Origin of the sequence: Streptomyces sp. NPDC002130 (genome assembly GCF_040296465.1) — a bacterium.
Lineage (GTDB): Bacteria > Actinomycetota > Actinomycetes > Streptomycetales > Streptomycetaceae > Streptomyces.
The window spans coordinates 1-16,992 of sequence record NZ_JBEOXI010000184.1 but is presented as its reverse complement, the minus strand read 5'-3'; the positions used below and the strand labels follow the sequence as shown (position 1 = coordinate 16,992).

At 69.9% G+C, this 16,992-nt stretch carries 16 protein-coding genes; 8 read left to right on the top strand and 8 right to left on the bottom strand.

Annotated elements, in window-relative coordinates:
- The first annotated feature begins 192 nt into the window (after positions 1-192).
- The 4 genes from ABT116_RS29050 to ABT116_RS29035 are packed head-to-tail and all read left to right on the top strand — an operon-like array spanning position 193 to position 3,797.
- Entirely contained in the window at positions 193-1,188 is a 996-nt protein-coding gene (locus tag ABT116_RS29050; protein ID WP_351639952.1) for a branched-chain amino acid ABC transporter permease, read from the top strand.
- Positions 1,189-1,199: 11 nt separating this feature from the next.
- Complete coding sequence (locus ABT116_RS29045) at positions 1,200-2,192, top strand: branched-chain amino acid ABC transporter permease (protein WP_351639947.1); 993 nt, start codon at positions 1,200-1,202, stop codon at positions 2,190-2,192.
- Positions 2,182-3,054: an ABC transporter ATP-binding protein gene (locus ABT116_RS29040; RefSeq protein WP_351639945.1), complete on the top strand. Its 873-nt coding sequence runs from the start codon at positions 2,182-2,184 to the stop codon at positions 3,052-3,054. Before ABT116_RS29045 ends, ABT116_RS29040 begins: the two co-directional genes overlap by 11 nt.
- Positions 3,055-3,056: 2 nt before the next feature.
- Positions 3,057-3,797, top strand: coding sequence for an ABC transporter ATP-binding protein (locus ABT116_RS29035; RefSeq protein WP_351639939.1), 741 nt, complete (start codon positions 3,057-3,059; stop codon positions 3,795-3,797).
- 22 nt (positions 3,798-3,819) lie between these two features.
- Here the strand turns inward: ABT116_RS29035 and ABT116_RS29030 are convergent, their stop codons facing one another.
- Together ABT116_RS29030 and ABT116_RS29025 are read right to left on the bottom strand one after the other, a co-directional pair.
- Entirely contained in the window at positions 3,820-5,067 is a 1,248-nt protein-coding gene (locus ABT116_RS29030) for an ABC transporter substrate-binding protein (protein ID WP_351639933.1), read from the bottom strand.
- A gap of 169 nt (positions 5,068-5,236) precedes the next feature.
- Positions 5,237-6,613, bottom strand: coding sequence for a pyridoxal phosphate-dependent decarboxylase family protein (locus tag ABT116_RS29025; protein WP_351639930.1), 1,377 nt, complete (start codon positions 6,611-6,613; stop codon positions 5,237-5,239).
- Positions 6,614-6,929: 316 nt separating this feature from the next.
- Here ABT116_RS29025 and ABT116_RS29020 point away from each other — a divergent pair, with 316 nt between their 5' ends.
- A complete protein-coding gene (locus tag ABT116_RS29020; protein WP_351639928.1) occupies positions 6,930-7,298 on the top strand; it encodes a VOC family protein in 369 nt (122 codons plus the stop codon).
- A 110-nt stretch (positions 7,299-7,408) separates the two neighbouring features.
- Here the strand turns inward: ABT116_RS29020 and ABT116_RS29015 are convergent, their stop codons facing one another.
- From ABT116_RS29015 to ABT116_RS29000, 4 genes are all read right to left on the bottom strand, one after another.
- Positions 7,409-8,392, bottom strand: a complete 984-nt coding sequence (locus ABT116_RS29015; protein ID WP_351639926.1) for a macro domain-containing protein — start codon at positions 8,390-8,392, stop codon at positions 7,409-7,411.
- 211 nt (positions 8,393-8,603) lie between these two features.
- Positions 8,604-9,365: a nuclear transport factor 2 family protein gene (locus tag ABT116_RS29010; RefSeq protein WP_351639924.1), complete on the bottom strand. Its 762-nt coding sequence runs from the start codon at positions 9,363-9,365 to the stop codon at positions 8,604-8,606.
- A gap of 170 nt (positions 9,366-9,535) precedes the next feature.
- A complete protein-coding gene (locus tag ABT116_RS29005; RefSeq protein ID WP_351639921.1) occupies positions 9,536-10,447 on the bottom strand; it encodes an SDR family oxidoreductase in 912 nt (303 codons plus the stop codon).
- A 49-nt stretch (positions 10,448-10,496) separates the two neighbouring features.
- The gene (locus ABT116_RS29000) at positions 10,497-11,357 is read right to left on the bottom strand and encodes an SIR2 family NAD-dependent protein deacylase (RefSeq protein ID WP_351639919.1); all 861 of its coding nucleotides are present in this window, start codon (positions 11,355-11,357) and stop codon (positions 10,497-10,499) included.
- 108 nt (positions 11,358-11,465) lie between these two features.
- Here ABT116_RS29000 and ABT116_RS28995 point away from each other — a divergent pair, with 108 nt between their 5' ends.
- The 3 genes from ABT116_RS28995 (at position 11,466) to ABT116_RS28985 (ending at position 14,387) form a co-directional block, all read left to right on the top strand.
- A complete protein-coding gene (locus ABT116_RS28995) occupies positions 11,466-12,368 on the top strand; it encodes a helix-turn-helix domain-containing protein (RefSeq protein ID WP_351639917.1) in 903 nt (300 codons plus the stop codon).
- A gap of 258 nt (positions 12,369-12,626) precedes the next feature.
- Complete coding sequence (locus ABT116_RS28990) at positions 12,627-13,178, top strand: hypothetical protein (RefSeq protein WP_351639915.1); 552 nt, start codon at positions 12,627-12,629, stop codon at positions 13,176-13,178.
- A 441-nt stretch (positions 13,179-13,619) separates the two neighbouring features.
- Complete coding sequence (locus tag ABT116_RS28985) at positions 13,620-14,387, top strand: SDR family NAD(P)-dependent oxidoreductase (RefSeq protein ID WP_351639913.1); 768 nt, start codon at positions 13,620-13,622, stop codon at positions 14,385-14,387.
- Between the two features lie 112 nt (positions 14,388-14,499).
- Here the strand turns inward: ABT116_RS28985 and ABT116_RS28980 are convergent, their stop codons facing one another.
- Together ABT116_RS28980 and ABT116_RS28975 are read right to left on the bottom strand one after the other, a co-directional pair.
- The gene (locus tag ABT116_RS28980; protein WP_351639911.1) at positions 14,500-14,949 is read right to left on the bottom strand and encodes a hypothetical protein; all 450 of its coding nucleotides are present in this window, start codon (positions 14,947-14,949) and stop codon (positions 14,500-14,502) included.
- Positions 14,950-15,447: 498 nt separating this feature from the next.
- Positions 15,448-16,875 carry an MFS transporter gene (locus ABT116_RS28975; protein WP_351639908.1) on the bottom strand — a complete coding sequence of 476 codons (1,428 nt, stop codon included), beginning with the start codon at positions 16,873-16,875 and terminating at the stop codon, positions 15,448-15,450.
- Positions 16,876-16,992: the final 117 nt, after the last annotated feature.

Sequence of the window (16,992 nt, the reverse complement as noted above, 5' to 3'; positions counted from 1 at the left end):
TCCCAGCCGAGGTGCCGGAGCACCCGGAAGAGCACGCTGTCGTCGCTGTAGGCACCGGCGAGGTTGCCGCTGTCGTCCATCCCGCACCCCCTGCTTCACGTGGACACAACTGTGGCCCGCTGCCTGTATCACCGCCCCGACCTGTATCTACACTGAGCTCACTAGGGATGTTCGTGACATACCGGAACCATCATGCGCTACCAGCGGATGCTCGTACCGGTCCTCACCCTGGTCTTCGTCATGGTGCCCGCGACCTGTGCGCAGGCACAGGGTGAGGAAGTTCCGCGCGGGCCGACGTTCGCCGCGCGCGCCCTGCAGGCGCTGATCGACGGCATCCAGTTCGGAGTGATCATCGCGATCACATCGGTAGGACTCTCGTTGATCTTCGGCACCATTCATCTGATCAACTTCGCGCACGGTGAGTTCGTCACCATCGGCGCCACCTTCGCGTTCTTCCTCAACGTCTCCCCGGCCGGTCCCGGATGGCACCTGATCCCCGCCGCCCTCGCCGCGGTGGTCTTCGGCGCCCTGCTGGGCGGGGTGGTCGACCGCGGCATCTGGCGCCCGCTGCGGGCCCGCGGCACCGGGCTGATCAACATGTTCATCGTCACCATCGGCCTCTCGCTGCTGCTGCGCCACGTCGTACTCGTGCTGTACGGCACCCGCCCCGCCTCCTACGCGCAGTACGACATCCAGAGCGCCCTGGACCTGGGCCCGGCCGGGATCACCCCGCGGGACCTCACCGTCACCCTGCTCTCCGTGCTGGTGCTGCTCGGCACCGCCGCGCTCCTGCAGAAGACGCGGATCGGCACGGCCGTCCGGGCCGTCTCCGCCAACCGTGACCTCGCGGAGGCGTCGGGCATCGACGTCCAGCGGGTGGTGCTGTTCGTATGGATGCTCGGCGGCGGGCTGGCCGCGCTCGGCGGGGTCTTCTTCGGTCTGGTGGAGATCGTCACCTGGGACATGGGCTTCAAGCTCCTGCTGCTCATGTTCGCGGGGATCATCCTGGGCGGCCTCGGCTCCGCCTACGGTGCGATGGCCGGCAGCCTCGTCATCGGCATCGTCGCCCAGATGTCCACCCTGTGGTTTCCGGTCGACCTGCAGTACGCGTGGGCGCTGCTCGTCCTCATCCTCGTCCTCCTCGTCCGGCCGCAGGGCATCCTCGGCCGGGCCGAACGCGTCGGGTGAGGGGGTGCGCCATGGACTTCTCGGCCATCGTCTCCGACGCCCTGCGCTCGGGAATCGGTCCCATCGCCGCCGTCTACGCCCTCGCCGCGATGGGACTGAACCTGCACTTCGGATACACGGGACTGCTGAACTTCGGCCAGGTCGGATTCATGCTGGTCGGCGGCTACGGACTCGCCATCACGGTGTCGACGTACGGCGGCCCGATGTGGCTCGGCGTCCTGGGCGGAATCGCCTGCGCGGTCGTGCTGGCCCTGCTGCTCGGCCTGCCCACCCTGCGGCTGCGCGCCGACTACCTCGCGATCACCACGATCGCGGCGGGGGAGACGCTACGGCTCTTCTACCGGTCCAGCTGGGCCGAGCCGGTCACCGGCGGGGTGTTCGGACTGCAGCGCTTCGCCAACGACTTCTACGCCCTCAGCCCCATCGAACCCGGCACGTACGGCGTGTGGCTCGTGAGGTTCAGCTCCCGAGACCTCTGGGTGATGATCGTCGGATGGGCGCTGGTGGCCGTGGTCGGAGGCCTCCTCGCCCTGCTGATCCACAGCCCCTGGGGCCGGGTCATCCGGTCGATCCGTGAGGACGAGGTCGCCGCGCGCAGCCTCGGCAAGAACGTCTACGCCTACAAGATGCAGAGCCTCGCGCTCGGCGGCGTCATCGGGGCGGTCGCGGGCATGATGCAGGCCATCCAGGTGCAGTCCGTGAACCCGGACAACTACGACCCGGGCGTCACGTTCTTCCTGTACACGCTGCTCGTCCTCGGAGGCGCCGGGCGGATCCTCGGGCCGGTCGTCGGCTCGGTCCTGTTCTGGTTCGTCCTCAGCTTCCTCGACAGCGCGCTGCGCCAGGCCATCGACGCCGGGCACATCTCGCCGGACCTCATCAGCACCTCGGAGGTCGGCGCGGTGCGCTTCGCCCTGGTCGGGGTCGCCCTCATCCTGCTGGTCGCCTTCCGGCCACAGGGCATCCTCGGCAGCAGGAAGGAGATGCTGCTCAGTGGCCGCTGACCCGGCCGTGCCCCACCCGGGCCGGCTCTCCGCGATCGATCCCGAGCCGGGGGTGCGCAAGCCCGACCCCCTGCTGGTCCTGGACCAGGTGTCCCGCACCTTCGGCGGGCTGGTCGCCGTGCGGGTCGAGCACCTGGAGGTGCAGCGCGGGGCCATCACCGCGCTCATCGGCCCCAACGGCGCCGGCAAGACCACGCTGTTCAACGTGGTGAGCGGGTTCGACCGGGCCGACGGCGGCCGCTGGTCGTTCGAAGGGCGGCCGCTCACCGGCTCCCCGGCACACCGGGTGGCGCGGCGGGGACTGGTCCGTACGTTCCAGCTCTCCCGAGCGCTCGCCCGGCTCACGGTGCTGGAGAACCTGCTGCTCGCCGCGCCCGCGCAACGCGGCGAAGGGGCCCTGCCCGCCCTGCTGCGACCGCTGTGGCGCGGGCAGGAACGGGAGTCCGAGCGACGGGCCGACGAACTGCTGGACCGGTTCCGGCTCGGGCCCCTGCGCGACGACTTCGCCGGCACGCTCTCCGGCGGGCAGCGCAAACTGCTGGAACTGGCCCGCGCGCTCATGACCCGGCCGGTGATGCTCCTGCTCGACGAACCGATGGCCGGGGTGAACCCCGCGCTGGCCCAGTCGCTGCTCGGACACATCACACGGCTGCGGGACGAGGGGCTGACGGTGTGCTTCGTCGAGCACGACATGGACGTGGTCATGGGCATCAGCGACTGGGTGGCCGTCATGGCGGACGGCCGCCTGGTGGCCGAGGGCCCACCGCACACGATCGGCCGGAACGCCGCCGTCGTGGACGCCTACCTCGGCAAGCGGCACGACGAGCCGGAGGCGGCCGGTGAACAGGGCGAGGAGGAGTAGCGATGTCCGCGAAGGAGCAGGCACCGGTGCTGGCGGCCGACGAGCTGGTCGCCGGCTACGTGCCGGGCGTCGACGTACTGCGCGGATGCAGCGTCGAGGTGCGGCCGGGCGAGGTGGTCGGCGTGATCGGCCCCAACGGCGCCGGCAAGTCGACCCTGGTCAAGGCCGTCTTCGGACTGCTGCGGATACGCGGCGGGACCGTACGGCTGCACGGCGAAGACGTGACCGGACTGCCCGCGCACGAGCTGGTCCGGCGGGGCGTGGGCTACGTACCGCAGCTGCAGAACGTGTTCCCCACGCTGACCGTCGAGGAGAACCTGCGGATGGGCGTGTATCTACGGCCCAAGGACCACACGCGGCGGGTCGCGGCGGTCGAGGAACTCTTCCCCCTGCTGGCCGACCGCCGCAAGCAGAAGGCCGGCGCCATGTCCGGCGGCGAGCGCCAGATGCTCGCGATGGCCCGCGCCCTGATGATGGAGCCGCAGCTGCTGCTGCTCGACGAGCCGTCGGCCGGCCTGTCACCACTCCACCAGGACCACGTCTTCGACCGGTGCAGAATGATCAACAGCGCGGGTGTCGCCGTGCTCATGGTCGAGCAGAACGCCCGCAGGTGCCTGCAGCTCTGCGACCGCGGCTACGTCCTCGACCAGGGCCGCAACGCGTACACCGGCACGGGCACGGCCCTGTTGCACGACGAGAAGGTGATCGAGCTCTACCTCGGCACCCTCGCCCGCGTCCGTTGATTCCGGCTGTCCGTCCTCTCCGTCACTCCTCGGCCCTGCTGGTCTCGGTGCGCAGGGTCTGCAGCTTTCCTTCGTCGTCGTAGCCGTACACCTCGATCGACGCCTGGCCGGGTTCGCCCTTGTCGGTGAAGTCGAGCGGACCGCTCACACCGTCGTAGTCGATGTCCTTGCCGTCGGCGAGCAGCTCCTTGCAGGCGGCGAAGGAGTTGCACTTCTCACCGTCCTTGGTGATCCCGTTCATCTCCTTCACGTACTCGCCCGGATCGTCGGACTGCGCCTTCTCGGCGGCGAGCGCGATCGTCGTCGCGCAGTCGAACACCTGCGGCGCGAACTGCAGCTCCTTCAGATCCGGCGCGAACTCCTGGAGGTCCTTCACGTACTGCTCGTTCGACGCCGAGGCCGGCGCGGTCCCCTTCATCCCGGAGAGCCTCTCTGGCTGGCCCGGGGCGACCAGCGAGGGCAGTTCCTCGCTGCGCAGGCCGTCGGCGCCGTAGACGCCGATCTGGTCGGGCCCGAGGCCGGACTCGATCATGCCCTGCAGGATCTGGGTGCCTTCCTCGAAGGCGATCACCACGGCAGCGTCCGGCCTGGAGTTCTCGATCTGCTGGACGACCTGGTCGAAGTTGGTCGCCTTCGGGTCGTAGGTCTCGGCCAGCGTCACCGTCGCACCGCGCTCCTCCAGCGTCTTGCGGGTGGCCTCCATCAGACCGCGCCCGTAGTCGTCCGCCCGAGCGACCAGAGCCACCCGGTCGTGACCGTCGTCGCGGACGACGTCGGCCAGGATGGGACCCTGCAACGCGTCGCTCGGGACGGTACGGAAGTAGAAGCCGTCGTCCTCGTAGTCGGTGAAGGTCGGCGCGGTGTTCGACCCCGAGCACTGCACGACGCCCGCACCGGTCACCCGGTCGATGAACGCCAGCGACATGCCGGAAGCCGCGGCGCCGACGATCGCGTCCACGCCCGCCGCCAGGACCCGGTCCGCCGACTGTGCGGCAACGGCCTCCTGACCCGCTTCGTCACTGGAGACCACGGTCGGCACGGACTTGCCCAGAACCCCACCGGCGTCGTTGATCTTCTCTATCGCGAACTTGAGAGACTCGATCTGCGGCGGGCCGAGGTAGGCCAGCTGTCCCGTCTCCGGCAGGACGTAGCCGAACTGGAGCTCACCATCGCCCGGCTCGGCCTGGGCGGTGCCCGTCGTACCGCAGACGGCTATCACAAGAGCGGCCGCGCTCGCGAAGATCGCGGACCGTCGTATCGACGCTTTCATCTCCGCCTCCGCTCGTACAGGCGGCGGTGGTCGACTGGCCGGCCATCGCCCGCCATCTGTACATGAGGTTAGATCTCATGTGGAGCCCGGAAAAGCATGAAACGTACACTTTTTCGATTGGGCGTGCTCTTTCGGCATCGAAGCCGTGGAAGAGGTGAGTGCCGCCAGGTCACGACGTCCGCGCCAGCCGCACGATCGCCGCGATCGACCGGTCGACATCGGCCTCGGTCGTGGAGTGGCCGGAGACCGAGATGCGCATCAGCCGTCGGCCGCGCCAGGTGGTGGCGCCCATCCAGCAGGTGCCGTCGTCCTGCACGGCCTGTATCACCTGGTCGGTGCGGGAGTCGTCGCCGAAGCCGACGAGGACCTGGTTGAGCGTCACGTCGTTGACCACGTCGAAGCCCGCCGAGGTCAGGCCGTCGGCGAAACGGCGGGCGAGGGAGCAGCAGCGGTCCACGAGTGCGGCGACGCCGTCCCGGCCGAGTTCACGCAGCGCCGCCCAGGTGGCGAAGCCGCGTGCGTGGCGGGAGGACTCGACGGTGTAGTCGGCGCCACCGACCGGAGCACCGTCGGCGCGGGTGAGGTAGGAGGCGGTGTACGACAGAGCGTCGGCGTGGACGGCGGGACGGGAGCAGAACGCGTAGCCGCAGTCGTAGGGCACGTTCAGCCACTTGTGGCCGTCGCACGCCCAGGAGTCCGCCAGCTCGACACCGTCGACGAGGGGGCGGGTCACCGGGCTCGCGGCCGCCCACAGGCCGAAGGCGCCGTCGACGTGCACCCAGCCGCCGTGGGCGTGGGCGAGATCGCAGGCGGTACGGAGATCGTCGCAGGCGCCGGTGTTCACGTTCCCCGCCTGCGTACAGACGATCGCCGGTGTCTCCGGATCGGACGCCAGCGCGCGGCGCAGGTCCTCGGTGTCGAGGGCGCCGCGTCCGTCCGTGCGGACCGTCTCAACGCAGTCGGTGCCCAGGCCGAGCAGCCGCAGCGAGCGGTCGACGGTGGCGTGACGCTCCTCGCCCGCGACCACCCGCAGGCGCGGGGCGCCGCCCAGCCCCTGGCGCGCGACGTCCCAGCCGGCCTCGGTGAGCAGGTGCTGCCGCGCTGCCGCGAGCCCCGCGGTGTTGGCCGCCTGCCCGCCGGTGACGAACCCGGCGGACGCCGTGGCGGGGAGCCCGAGCAGGTCTTTCAGCCAGGCGCCCGCCGCCTCCTCCGCGGCGATGGCGGCGGGTGAGAGCGCGGCGTTGAAGGCGTTCTGATCCCACCCGGCGGCCAGGATCTCCGCGGCGGTGGCCGCGGGCAGCGCCCCGCCGACGACGAAACCGAAGAAGCGCGGCCCCGCGGTGGCGACGAGTCCCGTCTCGGCGGCGGCCACCAACTCGTCGATCACCGTGAGCGGGTCGACGGGGGAGCGGTTCAAGGGGCGGGAGAAGGCGCTGCGCAGGGCTGCGTGGTCCACCGGGCGCGCCACCGGCCGCCCGGGCAGCGAACGACGGTAGGCGGCGGCGTGCTCGGCGGCGTGACGGATGATCCTGGTCAGCTCGCCCATGCCCGGACGGTAACCGCCCGTCCGAGCGGCCGGGAACGGCCAATGGGGGAAGACTGGCCTGCCCTGGGGCGGTGGTCGCGGTCTCGCACGACCGCGGGTTCCGCGCGGGTTTCGAAGGGGAGCGGTTGGAGCTGCACGAAGGCCGCAGACGTTGATCGCGTCGGATTGCCCTCCGTCGCGAACGGCCTTCCCCCCTGTCCCTGAACTGCTCCGCACCCCCGGATCCCTGAACGCTCCTCCGGTGGGGCGGTTGCCGATGAGTTCACCGTCCTCGAACGGTCTACCCAGTGACACGACCGTTCTCGACAGGAGTGCCATGTCCACCATCCAGCCAGTGATCGTGACGGCCGACCAGGACGTTCTGCGTGGCTTCTACACGAAGTTGTTCGGCGCTGAGGAAATCTTCCGGGTACCGGCGGAAGGCCCGGCCTTCTACCTCGGCTTGCGCATCGGCGACACCGACCTCGGGCTGGTAGCCAGGGAGAATGCCGGGACTGGGGCGGCGTCGCGGATCCTGCTCAGCATCGGTGTCGAGGACGTCGACGAGACGCTCGGCCGGGTGGTGGCTCTGGGCGGCTCGGTCCGCAGCGGACCCAACGACATGCCGTGGGGTCAGCGCGTCGCCCACATCTCGGACCCCGACGGCAACGCGGTGAACCTCACTCAGCCGATCCCGGCCCGGTGACGGGGCGGTCGTGAGTGATGGGAAGACGGCATCGGCCGGTCGACCGCACAGCGTCCCCCGTTCGGATGCCGGTGCATGAGCGGCCCCCGGCTGCGACGGCGGCCATCGGGTCAAGGCCCAGCGCCCTCGCCGAGAGCCTGCCGGTAGGCCAGTTCGTCGTCCTCCCCGAACACGGCGAACACGATGCGGTCGAAACGGCCAGGGTGCGCTTCGAGCCAGTCCGTGACCGTCCGCAGCGCGACGGAGGCGGCCTCGCTCCTGGGGTAACCGAACACGCCGGTGCTCACGGCGCAGAAGGCCACGGTGCGGATCGGATCCACTTCGGCGGCGAGGTTCAGACAGGCCTGGTAGGAGGAGGCGAGTGCCCGCGCGTCGTCGGCCCGGGGGAGGATGTCTACGACCGGCCCGACGGTGTGCAGGACGTACGGTGCCGGCAGGTGGTAGCCCCGGGTGATCTTGGCCGTGCCGGTCGGTTCGGACATGCCCTGCAGCGTCATGATCGTGTGGCAGTCGTCGCGCAGACGGGGACCCGCGGCGTTGTGGAGGGCGTTGTCGATACAGGGGTGCAGAGGGCGGAAACAGCCGAGCAGGGCGCTGTTCGCGGCGTTGACGACGGCGTCCGCGGCCAGAACGGTGAGGTCTCCACGCCACAGCACGGTGTGACGTGCGGCAGGGAAGACAGACCCGGGGAACTCTTCTTCGATCGTGGGCAGACGTTCCACCGAGACGGTCGGCCTCGACAGGCGCTCCGCACCAAGGACCGCGTCCACCGCCTCGTCCACCCCCTCCGGCAACGCACCGGGATCGCGGATGGTCAGCAATGCACGAAGCACCTTGCGGGCCGCCACCGCGTCCATGCCGGCGACGTCCCGCAACGAATCCGCCTGCAGCCCCAGTCGAGACACGGCCGCATCAGTGCTGAGCAGACGCAGAGCCCTACGCACGTGTGCGTCCAGCCGGCCGGCCGTGGCGGGAGCCGTCGTCGGACGGAAGGGCTCATCGAGGGCGATGGCCGCTCGGTAGGCGGCGAGAGGCAGCAAGGGCCGTGTCTCCCTCCCGGCGAAGACGCCGGACTCGGCGGGGAACGGATTCATCGGGGGCTCCGTGGGGGGTTGGGGGGGTCCGAACGAGGAGCGCCGATGGCCCGGCGCGTTGCACGCCTCCGGGCGCGGGCCGGGCCATCGGCAGGCGGTGGTTCAGGACTGCTCGAGTGTGCCGACGTGCAGGCAGCCGATCCTGCAGCATGCGCGCATGCCGCCGTGCCCGTCGGCTTGTTCACTTTTCGTCTGACTGGGTGCAGGCCGGTCAGAACAGGCCGTTGCCGTGCGGCAGTTCGGCCGGAACCGGCGCGACGACGTCCCAGTGCTCCACGATCTTGCCGTCTGCCACGCGGAACAGGTCGTAGTAGGCGACCGGCACGCCGAACTCGCCCTCGGACTGCGTCAGGACGAACTCGCCCTCGGCGATGACCCTGTGGACCTTCTTGTAGACGAGGTTCTTGCCCTGCTCGGCCCACCGGGCCGCGGCCGCGCCGAAGCCGTCGAGGCCGTCGGCGGCTTCGGGGTTGTGCTGGTGGTAGGACTCGGTGGAGATGTAGTCGGTCAGCACCGAGTAGTCGGCGCCGACGAAGACCTTTTCGGCGAACTCGGCCACCAGGGCGCGGTTGGCTTTGGTCCTGTCGGTCTCGGTGACCGTGGCAGGGCCGTCGGTCTGGGAGCGGCCGGACACGGTGTTGTCCACCCGGGGAGTCAGGGCGTCCCAGTGCTCCGCCAGCTTGCCGTCGGCGTCGACGCGGAAGATGTCGAAGCCGACGAGCGGGTCGGGCCCGAAGCCGTGGTACGTGCCGTGCAGGGCTACCAGGTCGCCGTCGGCGATGACCCGGGCGCCCTCGTAGCGGAAGTCGTCGCCGAGGCCCGCGACGAGTTCGCGCAGGGCCTCAGGGCCGTCGGCGGCGAGGGCACTGTGCTGCGTGTAGCCCGCGGCCACCCAACGGTCCACGGCGGAGGGATCCTTGTCGCCGAACAGCTCGGCGGCGGCCTGGAGAACGGTGTTCTTCGCGTTGCTCATGACTGTCTTCCTTGCTTGTGGAACTGCGCTGGAGGACCAGCGCGGGATCTGCCGACGGTCAGCGGCGATGTGTTCAAACTAGGCCGGTACGACCCGGCGGGCCGGCTCCTCAGGCGACCTGTGATGTTCAAAAAGTGACAGTGGCAGCCGTGGCTCGTCGGTGATGCGGTTCAGCCCTGGGCGGTGCGTACGACGTCGGCGAGGGACGTGGCGCCGTGGCCGGTGAGACGGGGTACGGCGTCGCTGACGCCGTCGAGTTCACCGGACGCGATGGCCGTGTAGGTGGACACCCAGGCGTCCAGCTGCCACGGCGGAACGCCGTAGGAGGCACGGGAGGCGTAGGCCTCCTCGACCGTCTCCGGCTGGTAGGTGACGGCACGTCCGAGCTGCTCGGACAGGATCACGGCCGCTTCGTCCAGCGTCAGGGACTCGGGCCCGGTCAGGTCGTAGGTCATGCCGGCGTGGTCGTCCGGACGGGAGAGCACCGTGGCGGCCACGTCGGCGATGTCGTCCTGGCCGACGAACGCGGCACGCCCCTGTCCGGCCGGGCCGCGGATGACGCCGTCCTCGCCGACGAGATCGGTGACGAACTCCGCATAGAAGTTGTCCCGGAGGAACGTGTACGCCAGGCCGCTCGCCCGGATGTGCTGCTCGGTGTGGAAGTGGTCGTGCGCCAAAGTGAACGTGGCTTCGGGACTGGCGCCGTAGAAGGAGACGTAGACCAGCTGCCGGACACCCGCCTCCGCGGCGGCGTCCACGAAAGCCTTGTGCTGGGCGAGCCGTTCGGCGCTCTCGGAGGCGGACACCATGAACACGGTCCGGATACCCGCGAGGGCCTCGAGCACCGAGGCCCGGTCGGCGTAGTCGCCGCGTACGGCCACCGCACCGGGGAGCCTCGGGCCACGGTCCGGGCGGCGGACCACCAGTTTCTGCGACATACCCAGCTCGGCGAGACGCCGGGCGACGCGCCCACCGAGACGGCCGGTGGAGCCGGTGACCGCGACCGTGGGATCGCTTCCCGCAGATCCCGTAGGTTTAGTCGATCCCGTGGATCCCGCGGATCCCGTCGGTACCTCGGACATGACGTGTGTGTCTCCTTCCGGTGGTGACGAAGGTGCTCCGCCGGGATCGTCAGGGGGCGATCCGGTCGAGGAGCCGGTCCGCACCGACGGGAACGGGCAGAGCCCGCTCACCGAGGTCGGCGGGGACGCCGGGATGGTCGGGATTGATCCGGACGAGGCGGGCCCGAGGCGTTTGGCGCACCACGTGCTCCATCGGCAGGCGGATCACCCCGGGAGTATTGAATCCGGCACCGAGCTCCAGGACGAGCAAGGTGCTGTCCGTGGGTGCGTCGGCGAGCCACCGGGCCAGGTGCTGGCCGGCGGGCAAGTAAGCATCGTCCACGAACTCCGGGCCGACTCGGACGTTGGGAAAGACCTCGGCGCCACAGTTGGGGCAGAGCGGCAGGGCCTGTGGGTCGGTCACCCGGCCGCTGTCACGGTCGTAGGCCGCCAGGATCAGGTCGAGGAACGGTTTGCTGGGCCAGGTGTCACGGGTGCACGGGACGGTGCACTGCAGCCAGCCGTAGTCGCCCTGCGGGGTGAAGACCCGGTCCGGAGCGAAACCGCTGCGGGCGAAGAGGGCATCGACGTTGGACGTCATTACCCAGTGGTCGTGCTCGCCCACCAGGTCCCTCAGTTTGGCGTAGAGGGGGTTGGGGCCCGGGCTGAAGCGGACGTCGTCGATATGGACGGCCCAGTAGCCCCACATCATGTCCTTCGGCAGGGGCGCACCGAGCAGATAGCGCGAGCGCAGGCCGAGCCGGTGCAGCGCCGGCAGCAGTTCCCTGAAGCGTTCGGTGTCGCCGTAGTCGTAGCCCGCCGCCGCGCTCAGACCGGCGCCGGCCGCGACCAGCACCCGGTCGGCCTCTTTCAGCCACGTGCGGATCGTCTCGCCTGCTTGTGCCGTGATGACACGTTCCGCCGGCATCATCGCCCTTCGCCGTCCTTTCCGGTTTCAGCCACGGGGGAGAGCCCGTTCCTTCGGCAGTACGACCAACGTAGGGCGCCACCTGCGGGCAAGCCGATAAACTTCTGACTGATGATGGCCAAAAGCCGACACGGTTCGTCGAAGGAGATTCCAGAAATCCCCTTCGCCGCGCCCGCGGGAACTCCCGCGGGTGTCGAGGTCATGTCCTTGGCCGAGCTGCGCCGTCGCGTTTCCGAGAGCGTCCTGACCCGTCCCCAGCGTCCCGACTTCCACCACCTGCTCACCCTCACGACGGGCGGCCTCCGGCACACCGTCGATTTCGACGGCTATGTGCTGCGGCCGGGCTCCTGGTTGTGGGTGCGTCCGGGGCAGGTGCACCAGTGGGGCGATCTCGACCGGGCCGAGGGCATGCTGATCCTCTTCCGGCAGGACATGCTGGACGCGGCCACCGCGACCGCCGCCCGTGTCGACGACCCGCACGCATCCGTCGTCACCACCCCCGAGGCCGACGACGCCCAAGCCCTGATCATGGCCTCGGAGCACCTGAGCCACGAGTTCCAGGCGCTCGGACGGCTGCCGCTGGAGGTCCACAGGGCGGCCCTGCGCCACCTGCTGGCGGTCCTCCTGCTGCGGCTCGCCCACCTCACCGCCCCGGCCGACGGCCCTCCACCGGAACGCGACGAGACGTACCTGCGGTTCCGGGACGCGGTCGAGCGGGACTTCACCCGCACCCGGAGGGTGGAGGACTACGCCCGCCTGCTCGGCTACTCGGCGCGTACCCTCTCCCGGGCGACGGCGGCGAGCGCCGGGCTCAGCGCGAAGGAGTTCGTCGACCGCCGGGTCGAGCTGGAAGCGAAACGTCTGCTCGCGCACGGTGACCGGACCGCGGCCCAGATCTCGGACCAGCTCGGCTTCGTCAACCCCTCCCAGTTCAGCAAGTACTTCATGCACCGCACGGGACAGTCCCCGATCGAATTCCGCAGGGCGGTCCGCGGCCGTGGTCGGAGGACTTGAAGCCACTGAAGGGGGCAAGCGGTTCGTCCGCGACGGGCTGGTCGGCGACAGCCACGATGCCGGTGCGGATGCGCCGGGCAACCGGACCCGCCTGTCTGCATGGGGACGAAGTACCAGGAGTGACGCGACGTGCAGATCGACGGCGTGCTTCTCGGCTTGAAGTGGCCCGACCTCCGGTCTGTTCCCTCCCCTGCCCTGTGGCGCCGGTGCCGGAAAGTCAGGCGACCCCGCGCGGCGCCGACTGCGAGACTGCACGCCATGACCCGACATGCCCTGACCCAGAACGAATATTTGAGCGAAGTCGAGCGGCTTGCCCGAGAGGTCCGGTCTGCGGCGCTGGAAGAGGGGTGGCTTTCCTATGGCCCCGACCCTGAGGACGCGACAACTCTCGAGCGGGCTGTGAACGCGTTGGCTCGGGCTCTGCAGCACCATCACTTCCCCGGTGACGGGTGCGTCGAGGAGGATCGGCCCCTGGTCGAGCTGGTGGGTGTCGTGATCATTCGGCCGGGAGCCATGCCGTCCGCGCTGGACGAGACTTATGAGCAGGCTTGCCTCCGGATCGGGGTGGAACCCCGTGAGGAGGGGTGGGCGCTATGGAACACCTGGGGCAAGGGGCAGTCCTGCATGACCATGGTTGTCTCGGCTGTTGACACCACCGAGGGACTGCTTGCGAACTGGTCGCGAGGTGTGGACGTACTCCCGGTCCAGCCCTTGCCTTCGCAGGTCGCGCTGATCCAGCAGGGCTGGGCCGGGCCCATGACTCTGTCTCCGCGCGCCGTGAAGAAGACAGGCTTGCTGGACTCGGCGTAAACGTCACTGCTGAGCGGGTCGGAGAGCCCATCTGCCGGGGAAAGTCCGCTGCCGGATGCGTCGTTCCGAGCGTCGGCGGTCGCGGTCCTCAGGAAGGCGTCGTTGACGCGTGCCCCAGGCGCGACCGAGCGCTACCCGCGTAGCGCGGGGTGAAGGGGCGTCGGCCCTTCTTCGCGTCGTGCTGATGGCGAGCCGCTTGGCGAGGCCCCGCAGGGCTCATCTCCTGGTCGCGTGGAGCGCGCACCATGCCGCGCCTGGGGTGTACTGCCAGTACCTGCCACGGCAGTGCCTGGCACACGCGGCTGAGCTGCTGTTTCCTCGTTGTCGGCGGTACGTGGACAGCCACCCCCGGACAGGCCCGCCGCACGGGCAGTGCGTGATGCCGTCCGTCGGTACGTCCACCCACTTACGTCACCCGTGATGATGAAGGAGCACCCAAGAATGAGTCCCGTCTACGACTTCTCCGGGCAGGTGGCCCTGGTCACCGGCGCCGCCTCCGGTATGGGCCTGGCCACTGCCCGCGCCTTCGCCGACTCCGGCGCCGCCGTGGTTCTGGCCGACGTCGACCACGACGCCGTCCACAACGCAGCCGAAGAGATCACCGGCCGCGGCGGGCGGGCGATCGGCGTCGTCTGCGACGTCACCGACGAACAGCAGGTGGAAGCGGCAGTGCGGGCCGCGGTGACGGAGTACGGCCGCCTGGACATGGCGTTCAACAACGCCGGCATCCAGGCGCCGCCGGCCGACGCGGCCGACGAGACGGCCGAGTCCTTCGACCGGGTCAACGCCGTCAACCTGCGCGGCGTGTGGGCGGCGATGAAGCACGAACTGCGACAGATGCGAGAGCAGGGCAGCGGCGCCATCGTCAACTGCTCATCCCTGGGCGGGCTCGTCGGACTGCCGGAGCGGGCGGCCTACCACGCCTCCAAGCACGGCGTCATCGGCCTGACCCGCAGCGCCGCAGTCGAGTACGCGCCCCGCGGCATCCGCGTCAACGCCGTGTGCCCCGGTGTCATCGACACCCCGATGGTCGCCGACATGGTCGAGAACCAGGCCGAGGCCATGGCCGGGATCCTCAAGGAACAGCCCATCGGCCGACTGGGTGCAGCGGACGAGGTCGCAGCAGCCGTCCTGTGGCTGTGCAGCCCCGGCGCCGGCTTCGTCACCGGAACAGCTCTCCCCGTCGACGGCGGCTTCACCGCCCACTGACGTCCGTTCACCGTCGCTGCCCAGGCGGTACCCCAGCCCTTTGACACCAGGGCCGCCCAGGTCGCCGTCCGCGGCGACCTGCTCGAGCCAAGGCCGGTTGAGATGCGACTCTTCAGTCAGCGCCAGGCCAGATCTGGACAACCCACACCTCAAGGGGATCCTCGTGCGGCCCTTCAGGAGGGAAGGGATCGAGAGCCAGCGATGCCTCAACATGATCTCGCCCACGGCAGAGCAAACGTAGGTGACAGCGCCCCGGCCGCAGCTTGATCTCGCCGTAGCAGACGCCATTCAAGTCGACCACCGCGAGGCGATCTGCCATCGGGGAGTGGAAAGCCCGTTCGTACTCCCAAGAGCCTGACGGCTGAGGAGCGGGTCCGTCCCATACCTCCAAACGCACCAAAGGATAGAAATCGTTGTCGCTGGAGGTAAGGCTCCAGCCTTCTCCGGGAATCTGAACAACGTCGTCCTCCGCCGGTGCTTGTTCGAAGAGGATGGGGCCGATCTGGATGGTCCTGTAGTACACGCGCGGACGGACATCAACAGCGTTGATCAGGGTGGGCACTTACTCTCCTCACTATCGAGCGAGCAGGGCCAGGCTGGCCGCCTTGAACTCAAAGCCGTCCGTTCACCTCGCAACGACCACAAACGGACACGCACACCTGCCTTTTGTACCGCCGGGTATCAGCCGGACGCCAGTGAAAGGGTCCGCCGTCAGGGACTTCTTCACCGCGAACGACATCGGCGACCGGGTCCGTGGTGGGGGCCAGGACCCGCCCCACGGTTGGGCGGTGGCCCGCGGGTTGCGCCGAGTCCCATTGCGCAACTCTCTGCTGCGCCGAGCACGGCGCCGTCACCCTCGTCGGAGAAGATCTCCTCGCGGTTGGCCACGTTCGGTCAGGTCGGCTCCGTCACGGCGGACACGGTCGGCACCGCTTCAACGGTTGAGACATCGCCTGGTGGAGTCCCGCCGCGATCGCTCCACCCGGCGAGACCCTCCACGTGTACCCGGGTCACGCCGCAGGTCGTCATTGTGTGTCGCTTGTCCGGGCGGGTCGTGGGGTCACTGCCGTGGGGTGGTGGTGGTTTTGGGAAGGGCGAGTATGGCGAGGGCGGCCAGGACGTAGGTGGCGGCCTGCCAGGGCATTACCTGAGCGAGGGCGTGGCCGAACAGCTGGGCTGGTGCGCCGGGCGCCGCGCCGACTTCGGGGGTGAGGGCGTTGAAGAAGACGGTGCCGAGGACGGCGACACCGGCGGCGCCACCGATCTGGTTCACCGTCGACAGGACCCCGCCGGCGGCGCCGGCATGGCGGCCGGGCACACCGGCGAGGACGACGCCGACCAGGACCGGTGCACCCAGTCCCAGGCCGAGGCCACCGAGAAACATGACGCCGGCCAGCGGCCAGTAGCCGGGGGCCGTGGCGCCGTCGCGGGCCAGCCACCACAGCAGTCCCTGGGAGGCGGCCAGGGTCAGGGCGCCAGTGACGGCGAGGGCGCGGCCGGCTGGTGCGCCGAGGGCGGCCCCGGCGCCAGAGGTGATCATCGACCCGATGGCGTACGGCAGGATGACCAGACCGGTGTCCCACGCGGAGCGGCCGGTGCCGGCCTGCAGGTAGATGGACAGGGTCAGGAAGAACGAGGCCAGGCCGCCGAAGAACAGCACCGACGCCACCAGGCCCGTGGTGAACGGCCGTACCGACAGCAGGGCCGGATCCAGCACGGGCTGACGGCCCCGGCGGGTCAGAGCCCGCTCGTGGGCCAGGAACACTGCCAGGAGCAGCAGCCCGCTCGCGAGCACGGCCCACCCGGACGCCGGCCATCCCCAGTCCCGGCCCTGCACCAGCGGCAGCAGCACCAGGAGCACCGCAACCGCGACCAACACGGCCCCGGTCACGTCGAGACGGGTGCGCACCGGCGCGTGGGACTCGGGAAGCACCCGGGCACCCAGCGCGAGGCCGAGGACTGCGACGGGGACGTTGATCCAGAAAATGGCGCGCCACCCCAGGCCCCACAGGTCGGCGGCGATGAGCGCTCCGCCCAGCAGCGGTCCGGCGACCGAGGCCAGAGCCTGGACGGCCCCGTAGGCACCGAAGGCCTTGGCCATCGCGGCGGGCTCGAACGATGACCGAATGATGCCGAAGACCTGCGGGACCATGAACCCACCGGCCAGGCCCTGCACGGCCCGGACCGCGATCAGGACCCCGGCCGACGGGGCCAGGGCGCACGCCGCGGACGCCACTGCGAAGCACGCCAGGGAAACGAGGAAGACCTTGCGGCGGCCGTGGTCGTCGCCGACCCGCCCGCCCGTGATCAGGCCGCACCCGAGCGAGAGGGTGTAGGCCGCGAGCATCCACTGCAGCTGCGACTGTGAGGCGTCCAGGTCGGCGGCGATGTCCGGGGCGGCGACGGTGACGATGGTGACGTCGAGCAGGTCCATGAACGAGGCGAACAGCATGACGAGCAGCGCGAGGGATGCCCGGCCGCCGGCCACGGGTGCTTTCTGCGCGGGGGTGGTCGATCCCGGACGACGCGGTGGAGGACGCGCTGCGCGACGCCGCCCTGTACGACGTGATCACGCGCCGCCCGGGTGGCATCCACAGCAGGGTGG